Source organism: Streptomyces sp. NPDC023527, assembly GCF_055560115.1.
On record NZ_JBVHJJ010000009.1, the window covers coordinates 26,470 to 42,660 of the forward strand.

At 72.4% G+C, this 16,191-nt stretch carries 15 protein-coding genes; 7 read left to right on the plus strand and 8 right to left on the minus strand.

Annotated elements, in window-relative coordinates; genetic code table 11:
• Positions 1 to 59 precede the first annotated feature (59 nt).
• Positions 60 to 1,148, minus strand: a complete 1,089-nt coding sequence (locus ACZ303_RS18805) for a hypothetical protein (protein WP_467340259.1) — start codon at positions 1,146 to 1,148, stop codon at positions 60 to 62.
• A gap of 165 nt (positions 1,149 to 1,313) precedes the next feature.
• On the opposite strand from ACZ303_RS18805, the gene ACZ303_RS18810 reads away from it, so the two are divergent.
• Positions 1,314 to 2,459: a cystathionine gamma-synthase gene (locus ACZ303_RS18810; protein ID WP_467340260.1), complete on the plus strand. Its 1,146-nt coding sequence runs from the start codon at positions 1,314 to 1,316 to the stop codon at positions 2,457 to 2,459.
• A 15-nt stretch (positions 2,460 to 2,474) separates the two neighbouring features.
• Here ACZ303_RS18810 and ACZ303_RS18815 read toward each other — a convergent pair whose 3' ends face one another.
• The 3 genes from ACZ303_RS18815 to ACZ303_RS18825 are packed head-to-tail and all read right to left on the minus strand — an operon-like array spanning position 2,475 to position 3,755.
• Positions 2,475 to 2,726, minus strand: a complete 252-nt coding sequence (locus tag ACZ303_RS18815) for a hypothetical protein (protein WP_467340262.1) — start codon at positions 2,724 to 2,726, stop codon at positions 2,475 to 2,477.
• The gene (locus tag ACZ303_RS18820) at positions 2,723 to 3,199 is read right to left on the minus strand and encodes a sigma factor-like helix-turn-helix DNA-binding protein (protein WP_467340264.1); all 477 of its coding nucleotides are present in this window, start codon (positions 3,197 to 3,199) and stop codon (positions 2,723 to 2,725) included. Before ACZ303_RS18820 ends, ACZ303_RS18815 begins: the two co-directional genes overlap by 4 nt.
• Positions 3,200 to 3,254: 55 nt before the next feature.
• The gene (locus tag ACZ303_RS18825) at positions 3,255 to 3,755 is read right to left on the minus strand and encodes a MarR family winged helix-turn-helix transcriptional regulator (RefSeq protein ID WP_467340266.1); all 501 of its coding nucleotides are present in this window, start codon (positions 3,753 to 3,755) and stop codon (positions 3,255 to 3,257) included.
• Positions 3,756 to 4,054: 299 nt separating this feature from the next.
• On the opposite strand from ACZ303_RS18825, the gene ilvA reads away from it, so the two are divergent.
• The 3 genes from ilvA (at position 4,055) to ACZ303_RS18840 (ending at position 7,308) form a co-directional block, all read left to right on the plus strand.
• The gene (gene ilvA, locus ACZ303_RS18830; RefSeq protein WP_467340780.1) at positions 4,055 to 5,272 is read left to right on the plus strand and encodes a threonine ammonia-lyase; all 1,218 of its coding nucleotides are present in this window, start codon (positions 4,055 to 4,057) and stop codon (positions 5,270 to 5,272) included.
• 87 nt (positions 5,273 to 5,359) lie between these two features.
• Complete coding sequence (locus ACZ303_RS18835; protein ID WP_467340268.1) at positions 5,360 to 6,454, plus strand: ATP-binding cassette domain-containing protein; 1,095 nt, start codon at positions 5,360 to 5,362, stop codon at positions 6,452 to 6,454.
• Positions 6,451 to 7,308: an ABC transporter permease gene (locus ACZ303_RS18840; RefSeq protein WP_467340270.1), complete on the plus strand. Its 858-nt coding sequence runs from the start codon at positions 6,451 to 6,453 to the stop codon at positions 7,306 to 7,308. Before ACZ303_RS18835 ends, ACZ303_RS18840 begins: the two co-directional genes overlap by 4 nt.
• Positions 7,309 to 7,405: 97 nt before the next feature.
• Here the strand turns inward: ACZ303_RS18840 and greA are convergent, their stop codons facing one another.
• Positions 7,406 to 7,903 carry a transcription elongation factor GreA gene (gene greA / locus ACZ303_RS18845; protein ID WP_467340272.1) on the minus strand — a complete coding sequence of 166 codons (498 nt, stop codon included), beginning with the start codon at positions 7,901 to 7,903 and terminating at the stop codon, positions 7,406 to 7,408.
• Between the two features lie 176 nt (positions 7,904 to 8,079).
• Entirely contained in the window at positions 8,080 to 8,490 is a 411-nt protein-coding gene (locus ACZ303_RS18850) for a DUF4307 domain-containing protein (RefSeq protein ID WP_467340274.1), read from the minus strand.
• A gap of 126 nt (positions 8,491 to 8,616) precedes the next feature.
• Here ACZ303_RS18850 and mca point away from each other — a divergent pair, with 126 nt between their 5' ends.
• A complete protein-coding gene (mca, locus tag ACZ303_RS18855; RefSeq protein WP_467340275.1) occupies positions 8,617 to 9,486 on the plus strand; it encodes a mycothiol conjugate amidase Mca in 870 nt (289 codons plus the stop codon).
• Between the two features lie 4 nt (positions 9,487 to 9,490).
• Entirely contained in the window at positions 9,491 to 9,736 is a 246-nt protein-coding gene (locus ACZ303_RS18860) for an RAMP4 family protein (protein ID WP_467340277.1), read from the plus strand.
• Positions 9,737 to 9,844: 108 nt separating this feature from the next.
• On the opposite strand, the gene ACZ303_RS18865 is transcribed toward ACZ303_RS18860, so the two are convergent.
• Positions 9,845 to 13,117 carry a tetratricopeptide repeat protein gene (locus ACZ303_RS18865; protein ID WP_467340279.1) on the minus strand — a complete coding sequence of 1,091 codons (3,273 nt, stop codon included), beginning with the start codon at positions 13,115 to 13,117 and terminating at the stop codon, positions 9,845 to 9,847.
• A gap of 113 nt (positions 13,118 to 13,230) precedes the next feature.
• Between ACZ303_RS18865 and ACZ303_RS18870 the strand changes: the two genes are divergently transcribed.
• On the plus strand, positions 13,231 to 15,294 hold the full coding sequence (locus tag ACZ303_RS18870; protein WP_467340281.1) for a thioredoxin domain-containing protein: 2,064 nt from the start codon (positions 13,231 to 13,233) through the stop codon (positions 15,292 to 15,294).
• 132 nt (positions 15,295 to 15,426) lie between these two features.
• Here the strand turns inward: ACZ303_RS18870 and ACZ303_RS18875 are convergent, their stop codons facing one another.
• The gene (locus tag ACZ303_RS18875) at positions 15,427 to 16,059 is read right to left on the minus strand and encodes a TetR/AcrR family transcriptional regulator (RefSeq protein WP_467340283.1); all 633 of its coding nucleotides are present in this window, start codon (positions 16,057 to 16,059) and stop codon (positions 15,427 to 15,429) included.
• Positions 16,060 to 16,191 lie beyond the last annotated feature (132 nt).

A 16,191-nucleotide genomic window follows, 5' to 3' on the forward strand; every position in this document is an offset into this window, starting at 1 on the left:
AGGGCGCGTTCGTTTCCCCGTCAACGTGCGGTGAGCGGCCGGGATTCCCCGCCGCCGTCTCAGCCCTGCCTCGACCGCTCCCAGCCCGTCACGGCCAGCGCCCGGTACGTCGCGTACGCCGCCACCGGATCCGGCTCGTACGACCACGGCACCGCGCCGATGTGCCCGTCGACCGCCCGCAGCTGCTCCATCGCCTCCGGGTAGCGCTCGGCGCGCACCAGGAACCACACCAGCAGGTGGCGTACGTGCGGCAGCACCGGGTGATCGGCGGGCGCGTTCGTCACGGCGAACTGCGCGGCCTCGACCGCCTGCGACACGACCACGCCCCGATACACACCCGGCACGAGGTCGATGTCCGGCAGGTGGTCGTGGACGGCGAAGAGCGGCAGCGCCGGCAGCAGGCTGCCCCGCGGCGCGGCGGCCGCCGCGCTCTGGGCGAACGCGTCGGCCCGCTCCTGGGAGCCGTGCCACCGCGCGCTCCAGTAGCGCAGTGCCGTCAGGTGCGCCCCCATGTGGTGCGGGGCGCGGGCCTGGACCGTCTCCCAGAGCGACTGGAACTCCGCCTCGCTCGCGCCCAGGCCCCGGGCGATGCCCAGCTGGACGATGTACGGGACGGGGTCGCCCGGCGCCAGCAGCGCCGCCTCCTCGCAGACCGTACGGGCCTCCTCCAGGATCATCCGGTAGTCCTGCGAGGCGGGGTCGCGCAGCGCCTGCTGGACCAGGAACTCGGCCTGCACGGCCGCGCCGCCCGCGTCCTTGGGGGCCACCACCCGCCAGTGCCGCAGCCACATCCCGCCGGTGCCGGGCGTCTCGGCCAGCTCCTGGGCCGCCGCGCCCGCCAGCGTGTGCACGCGCTGCCAGCGCAGCTCCGCGGCAGCCTTGGCGTCCGTGCGGGCCAGCAGCTCGGCGGCGGGCTTCCAGTCCTGGGTGCGGCGCGCCTCCTCGACGGCAGCCAGCAGCTCCGGGTCCGGGCCGGGCAGCCGCACGTCGAGCCGCTCGGCGGGGACGAAGCCGTACGCGCCGACCGGATCGACCGCCGTCATGTGCCCCCGCAGCGCGTCCTGCCCGGCGCGTCGGCGGCGCATCGCGGGCCCGATGAGGACACCGCAGACGATGACGATGGCGAGCAGGATGAACAGAAACTCCATGAGCTGTCCTGACGGAAATGAGAGAGAAGTGGTGAATTTTCGGTGCGTGACCTCGGTGGACGGCCGCCGCCCACGCCGTGACAACGTGGCAGCCTCGCGGATCGTTCATCCTCCGGTTACAAGTGAACAGGAGTGTTCATGTAGTCGGGGTACTACGCTCGGGGCATGAGCGACCAGCACTCTTTCGAAACCCTCGCCATCCACGCAGGTCAGGAGCCGGACCCGCTGACCGGGGCCGTCGTCCCGCCCATTTATCAGGTCTCCACCTACAAGCAGGACGGCGTCGGCGGCCTGCGGGGCGGCTATGAGTACAGCCGCAGCGCCAACCCCACGCGTACCGCGCTGGAGGAGAACCTGGCGGCGCTGGAGGGCGGCCGCCGCGGCCTCGCCTTCGCGTCGGGCCTGGCGGCCGAGGACTGCCTGCTGCGTACGCTCCTGTCGCCCGGCGACCACGTCGTCATCCCGAACGACGCCTACGGCGGAACGTTCCGCCTCTTCGCCAAGGTCGTCGAGCGCTGGGGCGTCGAATGGTCGGTGGCCAACACCTCCGACGCGGCCGCCGTCCGGGCCGCGATCCGGCCCCGTACGAAGGTCATCTGGGTCGAGACGCCGTCCAACCCGCTGCTCGGCATCACCGACATCGCCGCCGTCGCCGACGTGGCCCGCACGGCCGGGGCGCGGCTGGTGGTCGACAACACCTTCGCCAGCCCCTACCTCCAGCAGCCCCTCTCGCTCGGCGCGGACGTCGTCGTGCACTCCACCACCAAGTACGTCGGCGGCCACTCCGACGTCGTCGGCGGCGCGCTCGTCACGGCCGACACGGGCCTGGCCGACGAGCTGGCCTTCCACCAGAACGCGATGGGCGCCGTCGCCGGTCCCTTCGACGCCTGGCTGACGATGCGCGGCATCAAGACGCTCGCGGTGCGCATGGACCGCCACAGCGCCAACGCCACGCGCATCGCCGAGCTGCTGGTCTCGCACCCCAAGGTGACCCAGGTCTACTACCCGGGCCTGCCCGAGCACCCCCTCCACGAGGTCGCCGCCAAGCAGATGCGCGCCTTCGGCGGCATGATCTCCTTCCGCGTCGCGGGCGGCGAGGAGGCGGCGGTCGAGGTCTGCAACCGCGCCGAGCTGTTCACCCTCGGCGAGTCCCTCGGCGGCGTCGAGTCGCTGATCGAGCACCCGGGCCGGATGACGCACGCCTCGACGGCCGGCTCGGCCCTGGAGGTCCCGGCCGACCTGGTCCGCCTGTCGGTGGGCATCGAGGCCGTGGACGACCTGGTCGCCGACCTCACCCAGGCGCTGGGCTAGGGGTTCCCCGGGCCGTCACCGGCCCCGCAGTGGTGGCGCCGTCTTCTGGGGCGGCGCCATCCACGGCTCGACGACGGCCGCCCACACGCAGAACGCCACGACGGCCGTCAGCAGCAGCGCCCATGCCACGGCCCGTACGGCCCGGCGCCGGCGCAGGACGCGGCGGCCGCGCTCGGCCGCGCGGGCGGCCAGGCGGGGCGGGACCGGCGCACGCGGGACGTCCAGCAGCCGCCGGACCTCCTCCTCCGCGCGGTCGTGCCCGCTCATCGCCGGGCCGGCTCCGGCCGGGCGCGCAGCGTGGTGACCGCGCGCGTGCAGATCGTCCGTACGCGCTCCACGGACAGGCCCAGGCACGCCGCGGTCTGCTCCTCGGCGACGCCTTCGTACAGCCGCAGGACGAGCACCAGGCGCTCGCGCGGGGCGAGCCGGGCGAGGACGCCCCCGTGGGGGCGGCGGTGGCGGCGGGCGGAGCGCGCGAAACGGGCCGCGAGCTCCCGCCGCGTGCGGTCGTAGGGATCCTCGCCGCCCAGCCGGTCCCAGTCGGCGTAGGTGACGGCCAGCGCGGCCGTCAACAGCCTTTCGGCGGCGCCGCGGTCCGCGCCCGGCCCCTCGCCCGTACGCCGGCCGGTCTCGCCGGTGAGCAGCACGGCGGCGTGCAGCAGCCGGCCGCCCGCGCCCCCGACGAATGCCTCGAACTCCCGGGCGCGACGGCGCTCCCTGGCCGCCTGCCGCTCTCGCACCGCGCCTCCGCGCTCCTGTCGTACGCACCAGGAGAGGGCAGGCGGCGCGGCCGGGTCAAGAGGTCGGCGCGACCGGGGGAAGGGCGTTGTGCACCTCGGAGAGGGCGGAGTTGAAGCGGGTGAGCAGGGTGCAGAAGGCGTCCCGCTCGTCCTCGGTCCAGCCCTCCGTCACCAGCGCCATGAGCTCGCGGCGCGAGGCGCGCACCTCCTCCAGGCGGGCCTTGCCGCGCGGTGACAGCTGAAGGACGACGGCCCGGCCGTCCTCGGGGTGCGAGGTGCGCTTCACAAGGCCGGTGTCGACGAGCGGCGCCACCTGGCGGGTGACGGTGGAGGAGTCGATTCCCATGCCCGCGGCGAGCGCCTTGACGCCCATCGGGCCTTCCTGGTCGAGGCGGTTGAGCAGGAGATATGCGGCGCGGTCCATGGAATTGCGGACCTGGCCGACACCGCCGAGCCGGGTCTGCTCGGCGCGGCGTGCGAAGACGGCCACCTCGTGCTGGAGAGCGTCGAGGACGCCTGGTGCGAGGTCGGTCGTCATGTCCGGATGGGTGGGCATGGCCTGGGGCTCACTTCGTGCGGCGGGCAGGGAATCGCTGAGGATTGGGGGACAGAGTACGCGGCCCGGCGCGCGGCCGTACGGGTGCTGCGCAAACCGCACGGTATGCCTTCTTCTGGGCCTGCACCGGTATGCGCGGATGTGTACGTCCTGTGGCGGTCGTCGCGGATGCGAGCTGCGAGTTCGGGGGCGCGAACCGGGGGTTCCCGGACACGAGCTGCGAGACTGGCGGCATGGCTGCACGAGTTGATGACACGGGCGGAAGCGGTACGTCCCCCCTGCCCGAGATGTCTCCGTCGATGTCCGGGATGTCCTTGCCTGTATCTCTCGACGAGGTGCGCAGCGCCCAGAAGATGCTCTCCGGGGTCTCCCGTACGACCGTCCTGGAGGGCAGCCGTCATCTGTCCGGGCTGGTCGGCGCCCCGGTGCACCTGAAGTGCGAGAACCTCCAGCGGACCGGCTCCTTCAAGGTGCGCGGCGCGTATGTGCGGATCGCGGGCCTTTCGGAGCGGGAGCGCGCGGCCGGGGTCGTGGCCGCCAGCGCGGGCAACCACGCGCAGGGCGTGGCGCTCGCGGCCTCGCTCCTGGGCGTGCGCTCCACGGTGTTCATGCCGGAGGGCGCGCCCCTGCCCAAGGTCGCGGCGACGCGTGAGTACGGCGCCGAGGTGCGGCTGTCCGGGCAGATCGTGGACGAGACGATGCGGGCCGCCCGGCAGTACGCCGACGAGACCGGGGCGGTGTTCATCCACCCCTTCGACCACCCCGACATCATCGCCGGTCAGGGCACGGTCGGCCTGGAGATCCTGGAGCAGTGCCCCGAGGTGCGCACCATCGTGGTGGGCATCGGCGGCGGTGGGCTGGCGGCCGGTATCGCGGTCGCGGTCAAGTCGCTGCGGCCCGACGTGCGGATCGTGGGCGTGCAGGCGGCGGGCGCGGCCGCCTATCCGCCGTCGCTGGCGGCCGGGCACCCGGTGGCCATAGAGGCGCCGGCGACGATGGCCGACGGCATCAAGGTGGGCCGCCCCGGCGACGTACCGTTCCGGATCATCGACGCGCTGGTGGACGAGGTGCGTACGGTCTCCGAGGACGAGCTCTCCAGCGCGCTGCTGCTCTGCCTGGAGCGGGCGAAACTGGTGGTGGAGCCGGCGGGCGCGAGCCCGGTTGCGGCCCTGCTCTCCGCGCCCGACTCGTTCGAGGGACCGGTCGTCGCGGTGTTGTCGGGCGGCAATGTCGACCCGCTGCTGATGCAGCGCATCCTGCGGCACGGCATGGCGGCGGCGGGCCGCTATCTGTCGCTGCGGTTGCGGCTGACGGACCGGCCCGGGGCGCTGGCGGCGCTCCTGGAGGTGCTGTCGGAGGTCGACGCCAACGTCCTCGACGTGAGCCACGTACGGACCGATCCGCGGCTCGGGTTGACGGAGGCGGAGGTCGAGCTGCATCTGGAGACCAAGGGGCCGGAGCACTGCGCGGAGGTGGGAGCGGCGCTGCGCGAGGCGGGCTATCTCGTGATGAGCTGAGGGCGTCGGGAGGTTCATTCACAGGGCGCGACGGCTACGACAACCGTAAAATCCTGTGATACGTCAACCCACGCGGGGAGAACCTCCATGCCAGGCGCCATTTTTGCCGAAGGCCTGGTCAAGACTTTCGGCGATGTCAGGGCTCTGGACGGCGTCGATCTCGACGTTCCGGAAGGAACCGTTCTAGGACTGCTCGGCCCCAACGGCGCCGGCAAGACCACAGCCGTACGCGTACTCACCACCCTCATCAGGCCCGACCGCGGCAGGGCCGTCGTGGCGGGCATCGACGTCCTGAAGAAACCCAACGAGGTCCGCCGTGCCATCGGCCTCTCCGGCCAATTCGCCGCCGTGGACGAATATCTGACGGGCCGTGAGAATCTCCAGATGGTTGGTCAGCTCTACCAGATGAGCGCCCGTGACGCCAAGGTGCGGGCGGGCGAGCTGCTGGAGCGCTTCCACCTCGGCGACGCCGCGGACCGCACCGCCAAGACGTACTCCGGCGGCATGCGCCGCCGCCTCGACCTCGCCGCCGCCCTCGTCGTCAGCCCGCCCGTGATGTTCATGGACGAGCCGACCACCGGGCTCGACCCCCGCAACCGGCAGCAGTTGTGGGAGGTCATCCAGGAACTGGTCGCCGGCGGTACGACCCTGCTCCTCACCACCCAGTACCTGGAGGAGGCCGACCACCTCGCGCACGACATCGCGGTGGTCGACCACGGCAAGGTCATCGCGCGCGGCACCTCCGACCAGCTCAAGGCCCGTACGGGCGGGGAGCGGGTGGAGGTCGTCGTCCATGAAGCCGGGCAGATCGCGCCCGCCGTCGAGGTCCTGCGCGGCTTCGGCAAGGGCGAGTCGAAGATCGAGGAACACACCCGCAAGGTCACCGTCCCCGTCTCCGGCGGCGCGAAGCTGCTCGCCGAGGTCATCAGGGAGTTGGACGCGCGGGGCATCGAGATCGACGACATCGGGCTGCGCAGGCCGACGCTGGACGACGTCTTCATATCGCTGACCGGGCACGCGGCCGAGGCGGCGGAGGAGGAAGGGGAGCCGGAGGGTGGGCCTGCGCGGAAGGGGGCGGAGAGGCCGGGCAGGGCCGGTTCGTCCGAGAGCAGGTCCGAGGGGATTTCCGAGCGGTCCGAAGGGATTTCCGAGCGGTCCGAGCCGAGGGAGGCGGGCTCATGACCTCCATCAGCGGCTCCACGCCCACCGCGCCCCTCCGGGCGTACGGCGGCGTCGGCCAGTCCGTGCGCGACTCCCTGGTCGTCGCCAAGCGCAATCTGATCCGCATGGCCCGCATCCCGGAGATGGTCATCTTCGGGCTGATCCAGCCGATCATGTTCGTGGTGCTGTTCAGTTATGTCTTCGGCGGCTCGATTGCCGTCGACGGCAACACCGACCCCTCCACGTACCGCCAGTTCCTGATGGCGGGCATCTTCGCGCAGACCGTCACCTTCGCCACGGCCGGCGCGGGCGCGGGCATCGCCGACGACATGCACAAGGGGCTCATCGACCGGTTCCGGTCGCTGCCCATGGCGCGCGGGGCCGTGCTCACGGGCCGGACCCTCGCCGACCTCGTGCAGACCGCGCTGACACTGGTGGTGCTGGCGGTCGTCGCGGTGATCGTGGGGTGGCGAACGCATGCGGGCATCCCCAAGGCGCTGGCGGGCTTCGCCCTGCTGCTCCTGCTCGGCTACGCCTTCTCGTGGATCGGCGCGCTGATCGGGCTGACCGTGCGGACCCCGGAGGCGGCCACCTCGGGCGGGCTGATCTGGCTCTTCCCGCTGACGTTCATCTCGAACGCCTTCGTCCCGTCCGACAACATGCCGACGGTGCTGCGCAACATCGCCGAGTGGAACCCCTTCAGCGCCACGGTGCAGGCGGCGCGGCAGCTCTTCGGCAATCTGCCGGACGGTTATCCGGTGCCGGCAGCCTGGCCGATGCAGCATCCGGTGTGGGCGTCGCTGATCTGGTCGGTGGTGATCATCGTGGTCTTCCGGACGCTGGCGGTGCGGAAGTACCGGTCGGCGACGGCCTGAGCCACCCCTACGGGCGGCTGAGCCCTCCCGTACGGGCAGCGGAAGAGCCCCGGACCCGTGGGGGTCCGGGGCTCTTCCCAGGGCTGCTCCGGGGGGCTCACGCCTGGTAGGGCTTGGCCTCCAGGATGCGGACCTTGGCCTTCTTGCCGTTCGGCAGCTCGTACTCGGCGTCCTCGCCGATCTTCTTGCCGTTGACGCCGGTGCCCAGCGGGGACTGGGGGGAGTACGTCTCGATGTCCGAGCTCGCGTACTCACGGGAGGCGAGCAGGAAGTCCAGCGTGTCGTCGGTGTCGCCGTCGAAGGCGATGGTGACGACCATGCCGGGCGCGACGATGCCGGTCGCGGCCGGTGCCTCGCCGACCTTCGCGTTCTCCAGCAGCTGCGTGAGCTGGCGCACACGGAGCTCCTGCTTGCCCTGCTCCTCCTTGGCCGCGTGGTACCCGCCGTTCTCTCGCAGGTCACCCTCCTCGCGGGCCGCCGCGATCTTCATCGCGATCTCGGTGCGAGCGGGACCAGACAGGTACTCCAGCTCGGCCTTGAGCTGGTCGTACGCCTCCTGAGTCAGCCAGGTGACGTTGTCGCTGGTCTGGGTCACAGGTGCTCCTCGTCGGTACTGGGGAAAAACTTGGGGATACAGAGGGGATACAAATGAACGCCCTACTCAGAAGGGTGCGCCTTCAAAGGTGGGCGAAACCACGAGCCTAACAATTACGTCCGTAAAGGGGGAAGCAGCGAGCGGGACGAATCGTGCAAGAAACGCGTCAGGGCTGGTCAGCCGCGTGACGCGGCCCGGCATCCCTCAAGCTCCGTGGCGGCGGCGTGGCCCGTGGTACGGAGCGTGACCAGCTCGGTGAAGTGGGTCTCGCGGCGGTCGAACGTGACGTCCTTGCGGGCGACCTCGGAGCCGTCGCCGCCCAGCGAGCGCAGGGTGCAGACGCCGGTCGCGTCCTTCTCCTTGCGGATCTCCAGGACCGCCTGAACGCTGTCGTCCGAGATCGTCTTGGACCGGACGAGCTGGCCGCTGACGTCCGTCTTGGTGATGTAGTGGATCCCGGACCAGGCGATCACCCCGACCAGGCCGGCGCCCAGCACCGCGCCGACGATCTTCAGCTTGCGGTCGGCGCGCTCGTCCGCCGAGCGGCCGTAACGACCCTCGGGCAGCCCTTCGCGTGCCGCAGCCATGATCTTCCTCCTGGTCGGGGACCGGTCGTTGAGAACCGGAATGAATCGAGTCCCGCTTCGGTCACTATAGGAGGCGCCCCGACACACCGATAAGACGGGCCATGACCAGTGACTGAGGATCGAGCCTTGACTGAGCAGCTGCGACTGATGGCCGTGCATGCCCACCCCGACGACGAGTCGAGCAAGGGCGCGGCCACGATGGCGAAGTACGTGTCCGAGGGGGTGGACGTGCTGGTCGCGACCTGCACGGGTGGTGAGCGTGGCTCCATCCTCAACCCCAAGCTCCAGGGTGACCCCTACATCGAGGAGCACATCCACGAGGTCCGCGCCAAGGAGATGGACGAGGCGCGCGACATCCTCGGGGTGAAGCAGGAGTGGCTGGGCTTCGTCGACTCCGGGCTGCCCGAGGGCGACCCGCTGCCGCCGCTGCCCGAGGGCTGCTTCGCGCTCCAGAACGTTGATGAAGCAGCCGAGGCGTTGGTTCGGCTGATCCGTGAGTTCCGTCCGCACGTGGTCACCACGTACGACGAGAACGGCGGCTACCCCCACCCCGACCACATCATGACCCACAAGATCTCCATGGTGGCCTTCGAGGCGGCCGGCGACCCGTCCCGCTTCCCCGAGGCCGGCGAGCCCTGGCAGCCGCTCAAGCTCTACTACAACCAGGGCTTCAACCGGCCGCGCACGCTCGCCCTGCACGAGGCGCTGCTGGCCCGCGGCATGGAGTCCCCGTACGGGGAGTGGCTGGAGCGCTGGCACACCCTGGGCCGCGAGCGCACCCTGACCACCTACGTGCCGTGCGGCGACTTCTTCGAGATCCGCGACAAGGCGCTGATCGCGCACGCCACGCAGATCGACCCGGACGGCGGCTGGTTCCGGGTGCCGCTGGACCTCCAGCGGGAGGTCTGGCCGACCGAGGAGTACGAACTGGCGAAGTCCCTCGTCGGAACTTCCCTCCCCGAGGACGACCTCTTCGCGGGCATCCGCAACAATTGACCCCATGATGAGCGCGACTGCTTCCCTCGCCGCCACCCACCTCGTGCCGTTCGCCGCCGAGGAACTGGACAAGAACAAGGTCACGCCCGGTGTGCTCGGCTTCCTCGTCTTCGCCGTCATCGGCGGGGCCGTCTGGCTGCTGATGAAGAGCATGAACAAGCACATGAAGCGGGTGGACTTCGAGGAGGAGCCCGAGGCGGAGCCGGCGGTCGCCTCCACGACCAAGGCCGGCAGCGCCACCAAGAGCTGACGCCACCCCGGCCCGACCGGGCCGGTCCGGCCCCCCTGCCGGTGGCTGCTGGTGGCTGCTGTGGCCCGGTGGTGGCGCCGTGGTGGGCCCTTGGCAGGCCCCTACGGCTCAGCCGCCGCGGGGGAGCACCGCCATGACCTGACGGGCACGGCGGCTCGGGATCATGCCGAGTCGCCATGCCTGCCATCCCGCCTCCGGTTCTATGCCGCGCTCCAGCATCAAGGCGTACGTCTCGACGCAGTCCTCCAGCGGCGGGTCGGTCGACCAGTCGGCGGAGCGCAGCTCCAGCAGCAGCCGGCCCAGCTCCTCCTCGGCCACCGCCGACCCCACCACCGAGCCGCCCGGTGAGGCGAACGGCAGCAGCGTGCAGCGCAGGAAGCGCGCCCAGGACGCGCCGCGCCGGTCGCCGTAGCCCGTGAAGAGGCGCTCCGCCTCCTCCAGCAGCTCCAGCGCCGGGGCGGACCGGCCGTTGCCCGCGTCGACGACGGCCAGCTCCACACAGGACCACGCCTCGCCGTGCGCCACGTCCAGTCGGCGGAAGTCCGTCCGCGCGTCCTGCAGCAGCTGCCGGGCGAAGCCGCTGTTGCGCAGGGACCCCGTCTGCGCCGCCCGCAGGTCACGGGTGACCCGCGCCGCGTGATGCCGGGCACAGGCCAGCCCGTAGACATCCCGCATGCGGTTGAACATCGTCCTGGCCCGCTCCAGCGCCCGCACCGCCGCCGCCGGATCACCGCGCTCCTCCAGCGACTGGCCCAGGTAGTACAGCGACCACGCCTCGCCGCGCGCGTCCTCGTTCTCCCGGTGCCGGGCCAGGGCGCGGTGCAGCTCCTCCTCCGCCGTGGCGGCGTCCCCGGCCACCAGCCGGGCCCGCGCCAGCTGGGTCAGCGCCCACGCCTCGCCGCGCCCGTCCTGGGTGCGCCCGTACAGCTCCAGGGCCTCGCGCAGCTCCGCCTCCGCCGGGGCGACCATGCCCATCCGCAGCCGCACCTGGCCGAGCTGGAAGTGCGCCCACGCCTGGCCGTGCAGGCTCTCGCTCTCCCGGTGCAGCTCCAGCGCCTCGGCCAGCAGCTCCAGCGCCTCCGCTATCCGCCCCCGGTCCCGCTCGACGGCGCCCAGGGCGTGCAGCGTCCAGGCCCGGTCGCCGCTGAGCTCCCGGGCGCCCTGGAGCACGAGCGCCTCCCGCAGCTTGCCCGAGGCTTCCCGGAGATTGCCCTGGTGCTGCAGGGTGACGCCCAGGTCCCGCAGCGCCCGGGCGGCACCCGCCGGGTGCTGGGCGTCGAAATACAGGTCGACCACCGACGACAGCGTCGTGCGCGAGGTGTCCAGCTCGCCCAGCTGCCGGGCCGCGACACCGGTCCGCCACTGCACCGAGCGCACGAGCAGCCCCCGGTCCGTGGCCTGGGTCAGCTCGCTCAGCTCACCCAGCCGGTAGAGGTCGCCGCGCAGCAGGCAGTAGTCGCACAGGGCACCCAGCAGGTGCAGCACCGCCGACTGGTCCACGCCCTCGGTGTGCCGCAGCGCCGCCGTGATGAAGCTCGACTCGTCGTCCAGCCAGCGCAGCGCCGCGTCCAGCGAGGTGAAGCCATGGCCGCCGGCGAACGCCCCCGCCCGCGTCGACGTCTTGCCGTCCACCATCCGGATCACCGAGTCGGCGAGCTCGGCATAGCTGCGGATCAGCCGCTCCTGCGCCGCGCCCCGCTCGCCGGGCTCCTCCTCCTCGTGCAGCCGGGCGTGCGCGAACGCCCGCACCAGGTCGTGCATGCGATACCGGCCGGGCCGGACCGGCTCGATCAGGCCCGCCCGAGCCAGCGCCGCCAGCTCCCTGGCCGCCGGCTGCTCGCCCTCGGCAAGCAGCGCCGCCGCCGCGGCCGCGCCCAGCGAGGCCCGGCCCGCCAGCGCCAGCCGGCGCAGCAGCCGGCGGGCGTCGTCGCCCTGGTCGAGATAGCGCAGCCACAGCGCCCGCCCGATCGGGTCGTCCTGGCCGGCCGCCGCCAGCTCCGCGGCCAGCGTGTGCGCGGCGCGTGCCCCCAGGGAGGAACCCGCCACCCGCAGCGCCAGCGGCAGCCCGCCGCACAGCTCCCGCACCCGCGCCAGCGCCTTCTCGTCGTACGGCTCCGGCTGCGGCTCCTCGGCGGCCTCGCGCAGCAGCTCCTCCGCGCCCGCCTCGTCAAGCGGGCCGACCGGCAGCTCGTGCACCCAGGCCACCAGATCGGGTGGCAGGGACAGCGGGGTCCGTGCCGTGACCAGCACCAGGCTCTCGGACCGCTCCGGGATCAGCGCGCGGACCTGCTCCACGTCCGAGGCGTCGTCCAGCACCACCGTCACCGGCAGTCCCGTGAGGTGCTGGCGGTACAGCTCGGACAGCCTTCTGAGGTGCTGCTCCTGCGAGGACCGCTCCCGGAACAGCAGCTGGTCGCGCGGTGCCCCGAGGCGGTTGAGCAGATGCAGCAGCGCGTCCCGCGTCGGCAGCGGTGGGTCGCCCTCCGACTCGCCGCGCAGATCCACCACGCACGCGCCACGGAACTGGTCGCGCAGATGGTGTGCCGCCCGCACCGCGAGTGTGGAGCGCCCCGAGCCGGGCGGGCCGTGCAGCACCACCACCGTCGGCTTGCTCTCCGTGCTCGCCCGCGCCTGGTGCACCCACTGGGCGATCCGGGTCAGGTGCTCCCTGCGGCCCGCGAACGGGTCCGCCGCCTCCGGGATGTGGTCGAAGGACTGCTCCAGCACGCTGCGCCGCCGGGCCGCGGCACTGCGGTCCCGCCCCCGCAGCGGGGCGGCCCGGATCGTGCGGTCCGGGCCCGCGCCGCGCGCCGAGGCCGTGCCATTGGCGCGCGTGGCCGCCGACAGCATCCGCTGCTGATCGAGGAACGGCCGTACACCCCGCACCTCCAGGGCCGTCAGCCACGCCAGCCGCAACTGCTCCGCACCGCCGGGCTGCCCCCGCAGACCGGCCCGCCGGTGCGCCGCCGGCCAGTGAGCGGCCGTCAGCTTCGCCACCGCGGCCGCCGAACCCGCCACGGCCACCACGAACCCGGCGCCCAGGGCCGTGCCGGCGGAGGTGCCGAAGCCGAGGTCCGCGCCGAACGCCGCGGCCGCCGCCACGGCCGTGACCAGCGAAGGAGTCGCGAGCGAGGAGCGGTTGAGGCGGGTCGACAGAGGCCGCCGGGCCGCCGCCTCCTCATCCAGGGCCAGCACATACGCGGCGTACTCCTCGGCGGCCGTGGCCGCTATGGCGTCCAGCTCCGCACGCGCCCGGCGCAGCAGCGCCGCGCCATCGGCCGAACCACCCGAACGGCGCAACTCCTCCTCCGCCGCGCGCCCCAGCAGACCCTCGACTTCCGTACGGTGACCGACCCGCAGCTCCGTCCGCGCTCCCGCCATGGTTCCCCCTCCACCAGCGATTGCCGTGTGTCCCAAGTCTTACGGCTCGGCGAGATTTCCGGCAGGCCTGTGGATAACTCATCATCGGGCCCGGTTGGGGAAGGATGGGGGCCATGCCGAACCGCCTGGCGCATGAGACGTCCCCCTACCTCCTCCAGCACGCCGAGAACCCGGTCGACTGGTGGCCGTGGTCGCCCGAGGCATTCGACGAGGCCCGGCGCCGCGATGTGCCCGTGCTGCTGAGCGTCGGGTATTCGAGTTGCCACTGGTGCCATGTGATGGCCCATGAGTCCTTCGAGGACCGGTCGACCGCCGACTACCTCAACGAGCACTTCGTCTCGGTCAAGGTCGACCGCGAGGAGCGGCCCGACATCGACGCCGTGTACATGGAAGCCGTGCAGGCCGCGACCGGCCACGGCGGCTGGCCCATGACCGTCTTCCTCACCCCCGACGCCGAGCCCTTCTACTTCGGCACGTACTTCCCGCCCGCGCCCCGGCACGGCACGGCGTCCTTCCCACAGATCCTGGAGGGCGTACGGGCCGCCTGGGCGGACCGCCGCGAGGAGGTCGGGGAGGTCGCCGGCCGGATCGTGCGGGACCTGTCCGAGCGCACTCTCGTGCTCGGCCTGCCCCCGGCGAAGGAGGGCGAGGAGGCCGCCCCCCGACCGCCCGCCGCCGAGGACGTCCACCAGGCGCTGATGGGGCTGACCCGGGAATTCGACGCCGTGCGCGGCGGTTTCGGCGGGGCGCCGAAGTTCCCGCCGTCCATGACCTTGGAGTTCCTGCTCCGCCACCACGCCCGTACGGGCTCCGAGGCCGCGCTGCAAATGGTGCAGGCCACGTGCGAGGCCATGGCCCGCGGCGGGATCTACGACCAGCTGGGCGGCGGCTTCGCCCGGTACGCCGTGGACGCCACCTGGACCGTGCCGCACTTCGAGAAGATGCTGTACGACAACGCCCTGCTGTGCCGGGTCTACGCGCACCTGTGGCGGGCCACCGGCTCCGACCTCGCCCGCCGGGTCGCGCTGGAGACGGCCGACTTCCTGATCCGCGAGATGCGCACCGAGCAGGGCGGCTTCGCGTCCGCGCTGGACGCGGACAGTGACGACGGCACGGGCCGGCACACCGAGGGCGCCTATTACGTCTGGACGCCCGATCAGCTGCAGGACGTCCTGGGCGCGGAGGACGCGGCGCTCGCGGCGGCCCACTTCGGCGTCACCGAGGACGGCACCTTCGAGGAGGGCGCCTCCGTCCTCCAACTGCCCGACACCGCGCTCCTCCTCGACGCGAGCAAGCTCGCCTCCGTGCGCCGGAAGCTGCTGGCGGCGCGCGAGGAGCGGCCCCGGCCCGGCCGCGACGACAAGGTCGTGGCCGCCTGGAACGGCCTGGCCATCGCCGCGCTCGCCGAGACCGGCGCCTACTTCGACCGCCCGGACCTGATCCAGGCCGCCACCGACGCCGCCGACCTGCTCGTACGCACCCATATGGACTGGCACGCGCGGCTGTTCCGCACCTCCCTGGACGGTGCGGCGGGCTCGCACGCGGGTGTCCTGGAGGACTACGCGGATGTCGCCGAGGGGTTCCTGGCGCTCACCGCGGTCACCGGCGAGGGGGTCTGGACGGACTTCGCGGGGCTGCTCCTGGACTCCGTCCTGGTCCACTTCCGGGGCGCGGACGGCAGCCTCTTCGACACCGCCGACGACGCCGAGACCCTGATCCGCCGCCCGCAGGACCCCACCGACACCGCCACCCCGTCCGGCTGGACCGCGGCGTGCGGCGCCCTCCTGACGTACGCCGCCTACACCGGCAGCTCCCCCCACCGCGAGGCGGCGGAGCGCGCCCTCGCCGTCGTACGGGTGCTCGGCCCCAAGGCGCCGCGCTTCATCAGCTGGGGGCTGGCGGTCACCGAGGCGCTGCTCGACGGGCCCCGCGAGGTCGCCGTCGTCGGCCCGCAGGACCACCCGGCCACCCGTGAACTGCACCGCACCGCACTGCTGTCCACCGCCCCCGGCCTCGCCGTCGCCGTGGGCGAGCCGGGATCCGACGAGGTGCCGCTGCTCGCGGACCGCCCCCTCCTCGACGCCCGGCCGGCCGCGTACGTCTGCCGGAACTTCACCTGCCAGGCTCCGACGGCCGATCCCGAGGCGCTCGCGGACAGCTTGAAGGGTGGCGAGTGACGCCGAGCCGGGCCCGGTGAGGTAGTCATCCGGCGCGGACGGACGACCCCGACGCGCAAATCGAGCGGCTCGCCCGGCGCCTGGGCGAGCCACCCCGTGCGCCGGGCCGATGGACCCCTTGATTCGGGTGGCTCAGAGAGTGAGTCCCCGGGCCAGTACGTCCAGGGCGCGGCCGATGACCTCGACGAGGTCCTCGTTCTGGCCCCGCTCGACCCAGTGCATCAGCGCTTCCTGCATCCCCGCGAGGACGGCGGCGATGACGACCCGCAGCTCGATGTCGTCGGCCGGCCGGCCGGTGCGCTCGGCCACGACGGCGCACAGCGTGCGGGCCGACTCGCCCATGCCCTCGGCCTGCCGACCGCGCAGGGACGGCACCTCGCGGACGAGTTTGGTGCGCTGCTTGAGCTCGACTACATCGTGGTCGATGACGTGGCGCATGGAGGCCAGGACCCCCTGACGGATGGCCTCGACCGGTGACTCGCTCGCCGGCCGGGCCCGGATCGCCGCCGCCAGCACCGGGTCGTACTCGTCCGTGAGGACGATGTCCTCCTTGGTGGGGAAGTAGCGGAAGACGGTACTGGGGGAGACGTCGGCGGCCTCGGCGATCTGGTCGACCGGGGTCGCGTCGTATCCCTGCTTCTCGAAAAGCCGGTAGGCGGCGCGGCGGATCGCCTGACGGGTCTGGATCTTCTTCCGCTCGCGCAGCCCGAGCCGGGGCTCGGGCGGCACGGCGGACGAGGTGTCTGCGGAGGCCATGACAGACATTCTCGGGCATCGGCCTTCTCGGGGACCACGTCGTGGCCCTTGCGACGACTCGCTCGGTGACCATGCGTCGGCCGCCTCGATCGAGCACCGGTTCTTGATGGGACGCTGATTGTCAGTGGAGTATGTAACGCT

What these genes read in the sequence shown, in the direction of transcription:
- ACZ303_RS18805 (WP_467340259.1), bottom strand. Translation starts at nt 1,148, where the DNA reads ATGGAGTTTCTGTTCATCCTGCTCGCCATCGTCATCGTCTGCGGTGTC.
- ACZ303_RS18810 (WP_467340260.1), top strand. Translation starts at nt 1,314, where the DNA reads ATGAGCGACCAGCACTCTTTCGAAACCCTCGCCATCCACGCAGGTCAG.
- ACZ303_RS18815 (WP_467340262.1), bottom strand. Translation starts at nt 2,726, where the DNA reads ATGAGCGGGCACGACCGCGCGGAGGAGGAGGTCCGGCGGCTGCTGGAC.
- ACZ303_RS18825 (WP_467340266.1), bottom strand. Translation starts at nt 3,755, where the DNA reads ATGCCCACCCATCCGGACATGACGACCGACCTCGCACCAGGCGTCCTC.
- ilvA (WP_467340780.1), top strand. Translation starts at nt 4,055, where the DNA reads ATGTCCGGGATGTCCTTGCCTGTATCTCTCGACGAGGTGCGCAGCGCC.
- ACZ303_RS18835 (WP_467340268.1), top strand. Translation starts at nt 5,360, where the DNA reads ATGCCAGGCGCCATTTTTGCCGAAGGCCTGGTCAAGACTTTCGGCGAT.
- ACZ303_RS18840 (WP_467340270.1), top strand. Translation starts at nt 6,451, where the DNA reads ATGACCTCCATCAGCGGCTCCACGCCCACCGCGCCCCTCCGGGCGTAC.
- ACZ303_RS18850 (WP_467340274.1), bottom strand. Translation starts at nt 8,490, where the DNA reads ATGGCTGCGGCACGCGAAGGGCTGCCCGAGGGTCGTTACGGCCGCTCG.
- ACZ303_RS18860 (WP_467340277.1), top strand. Translation starts at nt 9,491, where the DNA reads ATGATGAGCGCGACTGCTTCCCTCGCCGCCACCCACCTCGTGCCGTTC.
- ACZ303_RS18865 (WP_467340279.1), bottom strand. Translation starts at nt 13,117, where the DNA reads ATGGCGGGAGCGCGGACGGAGCTGCGGGTCGGTCACCGTACGGAAGTC.
- ACZ303_RS18870 (WP_467340281.1), top strand. Translation starts at nt 13,231, where the DNA reads ATGCCGAACCGCCTGGCGCATGAGACGTCCCCCTACCTCCTCCAGCAC.
- ACZ303_RS18875 (WP_467340283.1), bottom strand. Translation starts at nt 16,059, where the DNA reads ATGTCTGTCATGGCCTCCGCAGACACCTCGTCCGCCGTGCCGCCCGAG.